This is a genomic window from Candidatus Planktophila versatilis, from assembly GCF_002288105.1.
GTDB lineage: Bacteria > Actinomycetota > Actinomycetes > Nanopelagicales > Nanopelagicaceae > Planktophila > Planktophila versatilis.
In genome coordinates, this window is record NZ_CP016774.1 from 1,037,930 (window position 1) to 1,051,022 (window position 13,093).

General features: G+C 47.7%; 12 protein-coding genes. 5 read left to right on the plus strand and 7 right to left on the minus strand.

What is annotated here, in order from left to right; translation table 11 throughout:
* Window positions 1-6: 6 nt before the first annotated feature.
* The 3 genes from A1sIA79_RS05315 to A1sIA79_RS05325 form a co-directional block, all read right to left on the minus strand.
* Entirely contained in the window at window positions 7-777 is a 771-nt protein-coding gene (locus A1sIA79_RS05315) for an ATP-binding cassette domain-containing protein (RefSeq protein ID WP_095675168.1), read from the minus strand.
* A gap of 79 nt (window positions 778-856) precedes the next feature.
* Window positions 857-1,876 carry a sugar ABC transporter substrate-binding protein gene (locus tag A1sIA79_RS05320; RefSeq protein ID WP_095675169.1) on the minus strand — a complete coding sequence of 340 codons (1,020 nt, stop codon included), beginning with the start codon at window positions 1,874-1,876 and terminating at the stop codon, window positions 857-859.
* A gap of 243 nt (window positions 1,877-2,119) precedes the next feature.
* A complete protein-coding gene (locus A1sIA79_RS05325; RefSeq protein WP_223298337.1) occupies window positions 2,120-2,917 on the minus strand; it encodes an SDR family NAD(P)-dependent oxidoreductase in 798 nt (265 codons plus the stop codon).
* An 84-nt stretch (window positions 2,918-3,001) separates the two neighbouring features.
* Here A1sIA79_RS05325 and A1sIA79_RS05330 point away from each other — a divergent pair, with 84 nt between their 5' ends.
* The 5 genes from A1sIA79_RS05330 to eno all read left to right on the plus strand — a co-directional run bounded on the left by A1sIA79_RS05330 (window position 3,002) and on the right by eno (window position 7,859).
* Complete coding sequence (locus tag A1sIA79_RS05330) at window positions 3,002-3,892, plus strand: SMP-30/gluconolactonase/LRE family protein (protein ID WP_095675170.1); 891 nt, start codon at window positions 3,002-3,004, stop codon at window positions 3,890-3,892.
* A gap of 80 nt (window positions 3,893-3,972) precedes the next feature.
* A complete protein-coding gene (locus tag A1sIA79_RS05335; protein ID WP_095675171.1) occupies window positions 3,973-4,896 on the plus strand; it encodes a U32 family peptidase in 924 nt (307 codons plus the stop codon).
* A 3-nt stretch (window positions 4,897-4,899) separates the two neighbouring features.
* The gene (locus A1sIA79_RS05340; RefSeq protein WP_095675172.1) at window positions 4,900-5,595 is read left to right on the plus strand and encodes an SDR family oxidoreductase; all 696 of its coding nucleotides are present in this window, start codon (window positions 4,900-4,902) and stop codon (window positions 5,593-5,595) included.
* A gap of 3 nt (window positions 5,596-5,598) precedes the next feature.
* A complete protein-coding gene (locus tag A1sIA79_RS05345; protein WP_095675173.1) occupies window positions 5,599-6,594 on the plus strand; it encodes a phosphotransferase in 996 nt (331 codons plus the stop codon).
* Window positions 6,591-7,859: a phosphopyruvate hydratase gene (gene eno / locus A1sIA79_RS05350; RefSeq protein WP_095675174.1), complete on the plus strand. Its 1,269-nt coding sequence runs from the start codon at window positions 6,591-6,593 to the stop codon at window positions 7,857-7,859. Before A1sIA79_RS05345 ends, eno begins: the two co-directional genes overlap by 4 nt.
* 14 nt (window positions 7,860-7,873) lie before the next feature.
* Here eno and A1sIA79_RS05355 read toward each other — a convergent pair whose 3' ends face one another.
* From A1sIA79_RS05355 to A1sIA79_RS05370, 4 genes are all read right to left on the minus strand, one after another.
* Complete coding sequence (locus A1sIA79_RS05355; RefSeq protein ID WP_095675175.1) at window positions 7,874-9,601, minus strand: IlvD/Edd family dehydratase; 1,728 nt, start codon at window positions 9,599-9,601, stop codon at window positions 7,874-7,876.
* A 186-nt stretch (window positions 9,602-9,787) separates the two neighbouring features.
* Window positions 9,788-10,426 carry a peptidylprolyl isomerase gene (locus A1sIA79_RS05360; RefSeq protein ID WP_095675176.1) on the minus strand — a complete coding sequence of 213 codons (639 nt, stop codon included), beginning with the start codon at window positions 10,424-10,426 and terminating at the stop codon, window positions 9,788-9,790.
* 12 nt (window positions 10,427-10,438) lie between these two features.
* Window positions 10,439-11,989 carry a glutamine-hydrolyzing GMP synthase gene (gene guaA / locus A1sIA79_RS05365; protein ID WP_095675177.1) on the minus strand — a complete coding sequence of 517 codons (1,551 nt, stop codon included), beginning with the start codon at window positions 11,987-11,989 and terminating at the stop codon, window positions 10,439-10,441.
* The gene (locus tag A1sIA79_RS05370; RefSeq protein ID WP_095675178.1) at window positions 11,979-13,091 is read right to left on the minus strand and encodes a GuaB3 family IMP dehydrogenase-related protein; all 1,113 of its coding nucleotides are present in this window, start codon (window positions 13,089-13,091) and stop codon (window positions 11,979-11,981) included. Before A1sIA79_RS05370 ends, guaA begins: the two co-directional genes overlap by 11 nt.
* Window positions 13,092-13,093 lie beyond the last annotated feature (2 nt).

Consider the following 13,093-nt stretch of genomic DNA (forward strand, 5'->3'; position numbering starts at 1 on the left):
ATCTCATTACTCCTTTATAGACCCGGTGCGAGCAACTCGATACATGCTCTCGATTAATTCATCCATTGTAATTTCACTCTTTTTATAGTTGCCGGCCACTTTGCCGCGATCGAGCACAATCATCCGGTCAACAGCCGGGTAGATATGGAAAATGTTGTGGTCAATAAAGATTGCCGAACGACCAGATTTCTTGATGTTTTGAACAAAATCTAGCGTCTTCTTAGTTTCTGATAGAGACAAGCCTACTGTTGGCTCATCCAAAATCACGAGCTCGGCATCAAAATAAAGGGCTCTTGTGATTGCCACTCCTTGTTTTTCACCGCCGGACATAGTTAAGACTGCATTATCAGGATGCACTGCCGTTGATGTGAAACCCATGTGTTCGCTCATGAGGCGGGTTGCTTCGCTTCTCATTTTCTTAACGTCTAATCGACCAAATTTAGTTTTAATCTCTCTGCCCATGAACATATTGCGCCAGATTGGTTGCAGTTCACAGAGTGCTCGCTCCTGATAGATAGTTTCAATTCCAAGGTCGCGGGCTTTAGCCACGCTCCAGTCGGTTATCTTCTCGCCCTTAAACCAAATCTCGCCGCCTTCATCTGGCTTGTGGAAACCCATAATTGTCTTAACTAGGGTTGATTTGCCAGCGCCATTATCGCCAAGTAGGCCAACAATCTCGCCAGGATAAATTTCTAGATCAACTCCAGATAGAGAGCGAACCTCGCCAAATGTTTTTGAAACATTTTTCAATTGAATTACTGGTGCACTACCGGACATATGTCTGAACCCCTTCGAAAAGGTGTGTCGGTTGGGAATTACCTTCCCAACCGACACACACTAATTTATCAGCTATTTATTAGCGGATTTCTACCTTTGCAAGTGGTGCTACGACTGCAACGTTTGACTTATCAACGAATCCACCAGCTGTATTCACATCAAGACCTGAGAAACCAAACTTCTTGGTTAGACAGATTTGAAGGATTGGTAGGTATCCCTGTAAGAACGGTTGCTGATCGATTACGAGTTGTAGGTAGCCACTCTCGATAGCAGTTGTTGTTGCAGGAGATACGTCGAATCCACCGAAGTAGACAGATCCTGCCTTCAAGTTTGCTGCCTTCATATATGTTGCTGCAGTAGCAGTTAAGCCACCGTGATCAGTAACAACAGCCTTCACATTAGGGTTCTTTGCCATGATTCCAGCAAATGTTGGACCGCCTGATGCAGGTGTTGTGTTGGTAGCTTGATCGATTTCCTGATAGATAACTTTAACCTTCAGTTTTTCGAAGCCATCAATTACACCAACTGTACGCTGACCGCGATCTCCGCCTTGACCCTTAAGGCCCCAAACGAATGCTGAGTCGCCAGCAGAAAGTTTTCCACGCTTAACCATCTCTGATGCTAGATCTACTCCAGCTTTGTAGTTAACCGCACCGACATAGCCAAATCCCTGTGTTGAATACTGGGCTTGTAGATCTACGAGTGATGTGTTCAATGTTGTGACGATGATGCCTTTCTTGAAAGACTCCTCGACGAGTGGTTTAGCAGCTTCTGGTCCCATGAAGCCGTACATTGCAATGCCGTTTGGCTTTGTTGCAATCGCTTCTTTCCACTGGGTTACCATTTTTGCAGGATCCCAATCTGAGAAGTAGTACTTCACTGTTGGGCCTAGATCTCTTTGAGCTTGGCGATAACCGTTATAAACGTTATTTGCAAAGACACCACCTTGTGGACCACCAGGGAATGCGGCGATCTTTACACCTTTGCACCACTGGCCTGTTGCTGCTGCATTTGCAGATGTTGCACTGTTAAATGCGACAAGTGAAGAAGCTGCAAAGACAAGTGCAACAAAGCCAACTTTAGCTTTCTTGATTGACATTTATTCCTCCTAGAGTTTGAATCGTGAATCGACCCACCCCTTTTATACTTCATACTTAATGGAGAAACAAGGGGTTTGCATCACGGCTGAGTAACGATTAGATAACTCCGCATAACGCATCTTTAGGGCACTTCTGAGCGCACATTAATTGAGACTTATCGCTAAGAAAAAAAGAATGAATACCGCACCCCACTAGACAAACTCTTAGACCCTCCTGTAGGGCTTGCCTAGTACTCCTTACGGCTAATACGTTGCCCGCCCGCCTGAGATATCAAAGGTGAATCCTGTGGTGAAGGAACATGCCGGTGATGCCATAAAGGCAATCATCTCAGCGACTTCTTCTGACTCTCCGATTCGGCCCATCGGGATTCGAGAGATCATGTATTTCATCGTATCTTCAGTTGTATTTTCATTTATCGCGGTTCGAATTACCGCAGGGGCCAATGAGTTAATCACTACGCCAGATGCGGCAGCTTCCTTTGCTACACCTTTTACATAGCCAATTAATCCAGCCTTCGCAGTGTTATACGGCGACATTCCAGGGTTGCCTTCTTTGCCTGCAATAGAAACAACTTGCACAATGCGACCATACTTGCGCTCTTTCATCAGTGGCATCACTGCTTGCGTAATCCAAATCGCACCAAAGAGATCGATTGTTAGTGGCTTGAGGAATTGTTCCCAGGTTATATCTTCTGTCTGCATTCCAGTTGGTCCCGTAATTCCACCGGCATTCACCACTGAATCAATTCGGCCGTGCTCTTTCTCAATAGCTTTAATCCTTTGACGTACATTTTCCTCAGAACCCAAATCAAAGAGGTGGTAGGCGGCGCTGGCGCCACTACTTTTTATCTCATCCACAACAGATTTCAAGCCAGTTTCGTTGACATCGAGTGCAATGACATGAGCACCACGGCGAGCAAGCAGAATCGCCGATGCTCGCCCGATGCCACTGGCGGCGCCAGTAACTACTGAGATCTGCCCAGCGAGTGATATGAGGTCTTCGGTCATGATGAGCCCTTCGGTTGGCGTAAAAAGTTTCATTCACCTATTGAGTATTCACGGCAATTTACACTAACTTGAATACAGTAGAAACCTTTTTTAGTGCTTTTTTTAAGGGGCTGGCAGATGTCGACTAAAATCTCAGTGGAAGTCTTTGACGAGCGAAAATGCCTTCTCGGTGAAGGCCCTACATCTTCAGGACCAGGAAACAACCACGTGATGTGGGTCAATATTCTTGAGAACCAAGTCATGTGGCGCAACCTTGAAACTGGGATTGCAGGCGGCTACGACACCTCAGAGCATGTCTCCTTCGCTATTCCTCGCACACATGGTGGTGAAGTTTTAGGAACTGTCAGTGGGCCGGTATTGCGAGATCCTGACGGAAAAATTCACCAGCTACCAACACGATCAACTGTCGTAGGCGATGTAGATACAACTCCTACTCGCTGGAATGATGCAAAAGTTTCTCGCAACGGTGACCTGTGGCTTGGCACAATGGCTTATGACGTGGAGCCTCATGCAGGTGCGCTATATCGATACACGCCTAATAGTTCTTTTCTAGAGCGCATTGTTAGTGATATAACAATCAGCAATGGAATGGATTGGTCATTTAAAAATGACGCATTCTTCTACATCGATACCATGGCGCTGAGTATCGATCGATTTGATGTGGCTGCCGATGGTCGAACAATTTCCAACCGAAGAGCGATGTGGAAAGTCCCCGAAGGAGACCCGGCTCTTCCTGATGGCATGGCGATAGATGAGCAAGACGGCCTTTGGGTTGCATTCTGGGGTGGCTCTGTTGTGCGACGCTTCGATAAAGATTTCAGAATTACCGCTGAAATTGATATTCCTGCTCCTTTTGTCACGAGCTGTGTATTTGCCGGTCCTGATTTAGATACTTTGATAATCACAACCGCACATAATGGCCAAGCAGATGCCGTGCCACAGTCCGGTATGACCTTTATCTGCAAGCCCGGTGTCAAAGGGGTTGCGACCAACCTCTTCCCTATGTAAGTCCAGGGGTGGTTACACTTACGCTTAACTTTTATTCACTGCGGAAATAGATTTTCGCCTCCACAGATTGGGCTACACCTATGGCTAACTGGCCTTCAACTCGAGATCCAAAAGGACCGATGAAGAAGTCAATTTCACTTCTTAAGAACCAAGGTGTGCAGAGCCAAGATGCAGATGCAATTCCCGAATCTGCAAAGCGATTTAAAGATGGCAGTCGTTGGAAAATTGAGATTCCATCTGTCGAAGGTCCAGCAGCTTTCAAGGTTGTTCTTGAAGAAGCAAAGAAACGTAAACTAAAGATTGATCGCATCTCCCAAGGTTCCGGCATCATGATGCAGACTGATGATGAAATCGCGGAGATGGTGGCGATAGGCAAGAAAGAAAAGATTGAGGTCTGTCTCTTTGTTGGCCCGCGCGCTGCATGGGATATCGGAAAGCAACCTGTCTCATCCGCTGGCGGAGTAGCCGCGCCTACTCTTCGTGGTGCTGATCAACTTCGTTATGCAGTTGAAGATGTGCTCCATGGTGCAAGCCTTGGACTTCGCTCCGTTCTTGTTGGAGATCTAGGACTACTTGCCGTTCTTGGTGAAGCGAAGAAGAAAGGCGACTTGCCTAAAGATTTCATTTTAAAGACCTCAGTTGCCCTTCCCTGCACTAATCCAGCTACGGCAAAGATTTTGGAAGAGCTAGGTGCATCAACTCTTAATCTTGCAACAGATCTATCGCTGCAACAGATTGCTGCAATTCGTGCCCAGGTAGATGTTCCACTCGATGTTTACGTTGAGGGTCCCGATGATTTCGGTGGGGCTGTTCGTCACTATGAAGTTCCAGACTTAGTACGAGTTGCCGCCCCTGTGTATCTGAAATTTACGGTGCGCAACTCTCCTGGTCTCTATCCATCCGGCGGCCATATCCAAGGTCTCGTTGAATCAACAGCGCGCGAACGTGTGCGTAGAGCATCAATTGGTCACTCCATGCTTACGCGCTATGACTACAAGGGTTAATTTGTGGCAACAAATAACGTTCTAATCTTTGGTGCAACGGGTGCCCTAGGAGGCGCTATCCATGCTCGATTTGTGAAAGCCGATTGGAACGTTTACTGCGCGGTGCGTTCACCATCAACACTTGCCCACTCTTTTCTCTTGCCAATAACCAAGGACCATCTTCCGGCTGAGATTGCAGATGTTGAATTCGATGCCGTTATTTTTGCGCAAGGAACGAACACAAATGACAGTGTGATAAGCGGTCAGACTCAAGAGCTGCTACGTGTATTCGAAGGTAACGTGGTCGCAATCACCGAGGCAACTGCTGGATTGATGCACCACGATAAAATCAAACAAGGTGCGCGAATAGTTATCTTAAGTTCACTGTGGGAGCTATCTACTCGCCAAGATAAAATGTCTTACACCGTCTCTAAAGCCGCGGTAGGCGGACTAGTAAGGTCAATGGCGGTAGATCTTGGTCGTGCAAAAGGAATTCTTGTTAACGGAATCCTCCCCGGAATCGTAAAAACACCAATGGCGGAGAAATTGCTTACAGCTGCACAGATAGCGAATGTGGAAAATGCAACCCCAGGTGGAAGATTGGTTACTCCGGAAGATGTAGGAAATAGCGCTTACTTATTAGCCAGCGAATCAAATACAGCGATTTCAGGACAAAGCATCTTCGTAGATAATGCATTCTCGGTTTCGAGAGTTATTTAAGTAATGAGTGTTGAACTTCTCACTGAAGATACGGTAGTTGCATATCTTCAAGCTAGAGGGGTCATTTCTGACACTGAAAAAGCGACAGTTGAAATCCTGACTGGTGGAGTTTCCAATGTAGTTCTTGCTGTTCAGACTCCATCGAAAGACTTGGTATTAAAGCAGGCACTTGCAGAATTGAAGGTGGCAACAAAATGGGAGGCAGATCAACGCCGGGCCATCGTTGAAGCCCATGCGATAGAGACTTTCCATGCACTCTCCCCTCAACAAGTCCCGGCACTTGTTGATTACGATCCTGACTTATTTACCCTCGTACTCGAGCGAGTTCCACATTCTGCAACGGTCTGGAAGTCAGATTTACTTGAAGGAACTATCTATCCAGAGATTGGGGCAAAACTTGGCCACACGCTAGCCACGTGGCATAACTTTGGGCGTAGCTCCGAAGAATCAAGAAAGAAATTCTCGGAAGATTTACTCTTTGAACAACTTCGCATTACTCCCTTTTATGGCACCGTTGCTGGTAAGAATCCGCCGTTATCTCCAAGAATTATGAGCTTGGTCAAGGAGTTAAAGAGTGAAAAAACGACGCTAGTTCATGGCGACTTTTCACCGAAGAACATAATGATCAGTGAAGCACAAGATGTATACATTCTAGATTTTGAAGTGACGCATACTGGTAATCCAGTATTTGACTTAGCGTTTCTCACTGCCCACTTACTCTGTAAATTTCATCGAGCGCAAGATTCTCATAACCGAGGACTCCTTCGTCAAACAGCGCAGGATTTCCTTAAGGCATACGATGCTGAGAGCGAGATTACACATGCACCCTCTCTTGCTTGGCACACCGCGCTCATCGCACTTGCCCGAGTTGAGGGAACTTCACTAGTAAATTACTTAGATGAATCAGCTCAAATCGGGCTGACCAAGCTATGCAAGGGTGCGCTCTCTGAGACAGCTCCCATGAATTTATTAGAACTATTTAACGGGGAATCTCAATGAAGATCACAAGAGTTCAGGCATTCCAAGTCCTTGACTCCCGGGGTCGCCCAACAGTTGCTGCAGCGATCTCCCTTGCTGACGCATCTGTTCATACCGCTCGAGTTCCATCAGGTGCCTCGACAGGTGCTCACGAAGCACTTGAATTACGAGATGCCGGCACTGCTCTTGCCGAGAAGTTCTATGGTGGCAAATCAGTATTTGCCGCAGTTGCAAATATAAATACAAAAATTGCACCAGCACTTGTAGGTAAAGAAGTTGCCCTCCACACAATTGACAATCAAATAAGGGAAATTGATCCGAGTACCAGCCGTAAGGGGTTAGGAGCAAACGCCACGCTTGCAGTCTCACTTGCTGGCGCAAAAGCGGAGGCACATAGTAAGAACCAATCACTGGCTCGTTTTTTCACCCCCACCGGCAATCTCTTACTTCCGATGCCGATGGTCAATATCCTCTCAGGTGGTGCTCATGCCAACCGCACATTGGATATTCAAGATGTACTTGTACTTCCACATGGTGCTAAATCTTTCTCAGAAGCCCTTTCCTGGATTGTTGCAATACGAGAGCTTGCTGCGGTTCGAGGCAAGGAGAGAGGCCTAGTTACTCACCTAGTTGCAGATGAAGGTGGTCTCGGAATTCCATTTGATTCGATAGAGGAAGCTTGCTCTTTTGTGGTCTCATGTATTGAGGGGTTTGGCCTAAAGCCAGGTGTCGATGTCTCCCTTGCGCTAGATATTGCATCCACACAATTCTTTGAAAATGGCCAGTATCAACTTCATAATGCAAAGCAGAGTTACACATCAGCAGAATTTGTAGATTTCATCACCAATCTTGTGAAGAACCAACCCATCATCTCGATTGAAGATCCTTTCGCTGAAGATGACTGGGATTCATGGAAAAATTTTGCATCAGTTGCACCGCCACATTTGCAATTACTTGGTGATGATTTGTTTACAACGAGCCAGTCGCGACTTGAGCGTGGGATTGCGGAGAAGAGTGCAAACGCAATTCTCATCAAACCAAACCAAAATGGGCTGGTCTCTGACACCCTTCGCGTCCTCGAAAGCGCCCATGGGGCGGGCTTTAAGACTGTTGTCTCCGCTCGCTCTGGTGAAACGGAAGATAGTTGGCTGGCAGATTTAGCAACAGGTTGGAAGGCGCAGCAAATTAAAGTGGGCTCAACCCATGGCTCAGAACGCACTGCAAAATGGAACCGCTTACTTGAGTTAGAAGCTACGGAAGAGACGAGCTTCGCTCAACCATTCTAGGTAATGCGATTTAGTTAGTGTGAGTGACGCGGAATTCCCGATCCACTTCCACCTACCAGGAAGTCAAAGTCTGCACCTAAATGTGCCTGCTGAACATGTTGCACATAAAGCCGTGACCAACCACGATCGGGAAGCGGATTTGGATTACTCCACTTGGCTCGGCGCTCGGCCAGCACTTCCTCGCTCACATGTAGCGTAAGTGATCGATTCGCAACATCGAGTTCAATCTCATCGCCGTTTTCAACCAGCGCAAGTGGGCCACCTGCGGCACCTTCTGGTGAAACATGAAGTACAACTGTTCCATAGGCAGTTCCGCTCATGCGAGCATCAGAGACGCGCACCATGTCGGTAATACCCATCTCAAGAATCTTCTTAGGAAGGGGCATGTTTCCAACTTCCGGAAAACCTGGATAACCCATTGGGCCAGCGTTGCGAAGAACGAGAACAGTATCTGGAGTGACATCTAGATCTGGATCATCTGCAACTTCTAAATACTCTTCTATGCGGTCAAAGACCATTGCCACACCGCGATGTTGCAGGAGCGAAGGAGTAGCTGCCGAAATTTTTAGAACAGCACCATTTGGTGCCAGCGAGCCACGTACGACAACGATGCCCGAGCCCGACTTCTGGAACGGCTTGGCCATGGGAGTAATGACATCGTCATTCCATGATTTAGCGTTCGCAATATTTTCTGCAACAGTTTTTCCAGAAACAGTGATGTGATCTGTATGGAGCAAGCTTTCAATTTCTTTCATAACCACAGGAAGGCCACCAGCATCGAAGAACTCTTCCATCAAATACTTACCTGATGGCATGAGGTTTACTAGGACTGGAACGTCGCGTGCTAGTCGGTCGAAGTCATCGAGCTCTAGTTTCACGCCAATACGGCCGGCGATTGCAAGGAGGTGAACAACAGCGTTTGTTGAGCCACCAATAGCGGCGTTTACCCGGATCGCATTTTCAAAAGCTTCTCGGGTGAGGACTTTAGAAAGTCGTTGATCTTCATGGACCATCTGAACAATGCGACGGCCAGCTTCATGGGAAGTTGAGTATCTGCGAGCATCAACTGCCGGAATTGCGGCGCTTCCTGGCAATTGCACGCCGAGCGCTTCGGTAACACATGCCATTGTGGACGCGGTTCCCATAGTCATACAACTTCCGTTGGAACGAGCTGAGCAGCTCTCCATCGCAAAGAATTCTTCGATTGTCATTTTGCCAGCGCGAAGTTCTTCGCTGTATTTCCACACTGCAGTGCCAGAACCAAGAGTCTTTCCTTGATAGCGACCATTGAGCATTGGTCCACCGGTAATCATCAGAGTTGGAAGATCCACACTTGCAGCTCCCATAAGCAATCCCGGAGGTGTCTTATCGCAACCTGCAAGAAGTACAACGCCATCTAAAGGATTAGCACGAATTAATTCTTCGGCCTCCATTGCAAGCAAATTGCGATACAACATAGTTGTTGGGCGCATAATTGGTTCACCCAATGACATGGCAGGAAATTCAAGTGGGAAACCACCAGATTCCCAGACTCCACGCTTAACAGCCTCTGCGACTCGGTTGAGGTGGCCATTGCAAGGATTGAGCTCAGACCAAGTAGACGCAATACCAATGACAGGTTTATTGATGAAGACATCTGGGGCGTAGCCTTGATTGCGTAAGCGTTCGCGATAAATGAATCCATGCTTGTCCTTTAGCGCAAACCAGTTTTCACTTCTACGAGCAAATACTTCTTCGGACACAATTGCCTCCTGATATTGAGTTCACCAACTAGCGTGACTAGCTACCTGTCTACCTTAATGTCATGATTCTAATAGCAAATGCATCCCTGAAGATAGGTCCCTCGGCTTGCTCACTTTTGTTATGAGATTCAGGCCATTATTTATGACAAATGAAGGAAAGTTCTTCTCAAAGTTTGCAACGTTACGTTATTTAACAACAACTGATTCGATAGCAACCTTTATCTTTGGCGCTCCGATTCCACTTGGATCATTAACGCCTTTGGATGCGATGTATTTCAACACATCAAGGCCCTTTGTAATCTTTCCCCAAATTGAATATGAGGGCCCCAGAGCAGGTGAATCTCCAAATACGAGGAAGAACTGGCTGCCATTTGTATTTGGCCCAGCGTTTGCCATTGCCACTGTGCCTGCTGGATATGCCAAGGATTTACCTATCGGCAAATTTTCATCAGGATATGTAAATCCCGGACCACCGGCACCTTGCGCAGTTGGATCGCCACATTGCAACATTTCAAAGCCAGATACCGCTTCTCGATGACAGAGACTCTTGTTGTAGTAACCAGCTTTAGCTAGTGCGGTAATTTGAGTAACAGTAAATGGTGCCTTTGCATCGAGTGCTATTACTACATCGCCACAGTTTGTTTTAAGTGTCATTGACTTGGGAAGAGGCTTAGCAGGCTTCTGTGGCGGAACTGTTTTTAAGGGCGCGTGCGCTTTAGCCGTTGTTGGCTTGCAAACTATAGGCGCAGCACTTGCCTGTGGCACTGAAATGAGTGCACCAGCTAGAACCAATACAGATACTGCAATCACACTTACTTTTTTCATTCTCTTTTTTTCCTATTCCCACTCAATCGTGCCGGGTGGCTTGCTTGTGACGTCAAGGACAACGCGATTTACTTCACGAACTTCATTGGTAATGCGGGTAGAAATTTTCTCGAGCACATCATAGGGAACTCGCGACCAATCGGCTGTCATTGCATCTTCACTTGAAACCGGACGCAGCACGATGGGATGGCCATATGTGCGTCCGTCGCCTTGCACGCCAACACTTCGAACATCGGCCAACAGAACTACTGGGCACTGCCAAATTTCACGATCAAGGCCAGCAGCTTTTAGCTCTTGGCGAGCAATCAGGTCCGCCTCGCGCAAGATATCTAAACGCTCTTGTGTTACTTCACCAATGATGCGAATGCCAAGGCCTGGCCCAGGAAATGGTTGGCGCCAAATAATCTCTTCCGGTAATCCAAGTTCAAGGCCGACCTGACGTACTTCATCTTTAAAGAGAGTGCGCAGCGGTTCAATTAATGCAAACTTTAAATCATCGGGCAGGCCGCCCACATTATGGTGAGATTTAATATTGGCAGTTCCGGTGCCACCCCCTGATTCCACAACATCCGGATACAAGGTGCCTTGCACGAGGAATTCAACATCTCCCCCAGCTGCAATATCGCGGGCTGCCGCTTCAAATGAGCGAATGAATTCGCGGCCAATAATCTTTCGTTTTGTCTCCGGATCAATCACGCCAGCAAGGGCGGAAAGGAATTGCTCCCGCGCATCAACTACAACGAGTTCGATTCCAGTTGCGGTGACAAAATCACGTTGGACTTGTTCAGATTCTCCGCTGCGCAGTAAACCGTGATCGACAAAGACACAGGTGAGTTGGTTTCCGACTGCCTTTTGCACAATTGCTGCGGCAACTGCAGAGTCAACCCCACCAGAGAGGCCACAAATTACTCGCTTTGCGCCAATTGCAGCTTTCGCTTTGGCAACTTCTTCTTCGGCAATATTTGCAGTCGTCCATGATGGAATACACCCTACGATGGTAATAAGCCAATTCTGCAAAATCGCCTGGCCATGTTCTGAGTGCAGAACTTCTGGGTGAAATTGCACGCCAGCTAATTTTCCACTTGCATCTTCAAAGGCGGCAATTGGAGTGTCGGCAGTGGATGCCGAGATGCTAAAGCCACGCGGTACTTCCGAGACAGCGTCACCATGTGACATCCATACGGATTGTGATGCAGGAAGTCCAGCAAAAATCTTAGATCCGGCCCTTACCTCAAGTGGCGTGCGACCAAACTCTGATTTACCGGTCTGGGCAACTACGCCAGCAAGGGCGGCGGCCATTGTTTGAAATCCGTAACAGATTCCGAAAACCGGAATGCCGAGTGTAAATATTGCTGCATCAACTTTTGGTGCGTGATCTGCATAGACTGAAGATGGGCCACCCGAGAGAATGATTGCTTCTGGGTTCTTTGCACTTACTTCAGCTGCCGTAATAGATGATGGAACTATCTCTGAATATACCTTTGCTTCCCGCACGCGACGGGCGATGAGCTGTGCATACTGCGCGCCGAAATCGACGACAAGTACTCCGTGCTTATCGGCCATGCTGCATAACGATTTCTACGCGCTGGAATGACTTCACATCTGAGTATCCGCAGGTGGCCATCGCACGACGTAGTGCACCAAATAAATTCATAGAACCATCGGATGCATGTGATGGCCCATTCAAAATTTCTTCCAGCGTTCCGACGGTTCCCACATTCATGCGCTGACCACGAGGAACCTCAGGATGGTATGCCTCAGAACCCCAGTGCCAACCAAGACCTGGAGATTCGACAGCCTTTGCAAGTGCTGCGCCCATCATGACCGCATCTGCTCCACATGCAATTGCCTTTGCAATGTTTCCAGATTTTCCAACGGCGCCGTCGGCAATAACATGGACATAACGTCCGCCAGATTCATCGAGGTATTCACGACGCGCTGCTGCAACATCGGCAACTGCTGTTGCCATCGGAACTTGAATTCCCAAAACAGTTTGCGTGGTGTGAGCAGCTCCGCCGCCAAAACCGACAAGAACTCCAGCTGCACCGGCGCGCATGAGGTGTAGTGCACCAGTTGTTGTTGCAACCCCGCCCACAATCACTGGCACATCTAGTTCATAGATAAACTTCTTCAAGTTCAGTGCTTCATTTTCGGCGGCAACATGCTCAGCTGACACTGTTGTTCCACGAATCACAAAGATATCTACACCTGCATCGATGACAGCCTTGTGAAGTTGGGCGGTGCGCTGTGGTGAAAGTGATGCCGCAACAGTGACACCTGAATCTCTAATCTGTTTAATACGTTCTTTAATAAGTTCGGGGCGGATAGGTGCGGCATAAATCTCTTGCATACGACGTGTTGCATGTTGATCTGGCATCGATGCGATTTCACCCAGTGGAATACGTGGATCCTCATAACGTGTCCACAAGCCCTCGAGATTGAGAACTCCAAGCCCGCCCAGTTTTCCTATCGCAATCGCAGTCTCTGGTGAGACCACTGAATCCATAGGTGCTGCAATCAGTGGCAGATCAAACTTATAGGCATCTATCTGCCAGGTAGTGGAAACATCTTCCGGGGTACGAGTACGACGACTTGGCACAATGGCGATATCGTCAAATGAATAGGCGTGACGGGCTCTTTTTCCGGGTGCGATTTCGTAATCCATAG

Coding starts and splice junctions, on each gene's coding strand:
- A1sIA79_RS05315 (WP_095675168.1), bottom strand. CDS start 777: ATGTCCGGTAGTGCACCAGTAATTCAATTGAAAAATGTTTCAAAAACA.
- A1sIA79_RS05320 (WP_095675169.1), bottom strand. CDS start 1,876: ATGTCAATCAAGAAAGCTAAAGTTGGCTTTGTTGCACTTGTCTTTGCA.
- A1sIA79_RS05325 (WP_223298337.1), bottom strand. CDS start 2,917: ATGAAACTTTTTACGCCAACCGAAGGGCTCATCATGACCGAAGACCTC.
- A1sIA79_RS05330 (WP_095675170.1), top strand. CDS start 3,002: ATGTCGACTAAAATCTCAGTGGAAGTCTTTGACGAGCGAAAATGCCTT.
- A1sIA79_RS05335 (WP_095675171.1), top strand. CDS start 3,973: ATGGCTAACTGGCCTTCAACTCGAGATCCAAAAGGACCGATGAAGAAG.
- A1sIA79_RS05345 (WP_095675173.1), top strand. CDS start 5,599: ATGAGTGTTGAACTTCTCACTGAAGATACGGTAGTTGCATATCTTCAA.
- eno (WP_095675174.1), top strand. CDS start 6,591: ATGAAGATCACAAGAGTTCAGGCATTCCAAGTCCTTGACTCCCGGGGT.
- A1sIA79_RS05360 (WP_095675176.1), bottom strand. CDS start 10,426: ATGAAAAAAGTAAGTGTGATTGCAGTATCTGTATTGGTTCTAGCTGGT.
- guaA (WP_095675177.1), bottom strand. CDS start 11,989: ATGGCCGATAAGCACGGAGTACTTGTCGTCGATTTCGGCGCGCAGTAT.
- A1sIA79_RS05370 (WP_095675178.1), bottom strand. CDS start 13,091: ATGGATTACGAAATCGCACCCGGAAAAAGAGCCCGTCACGCCTATTCA.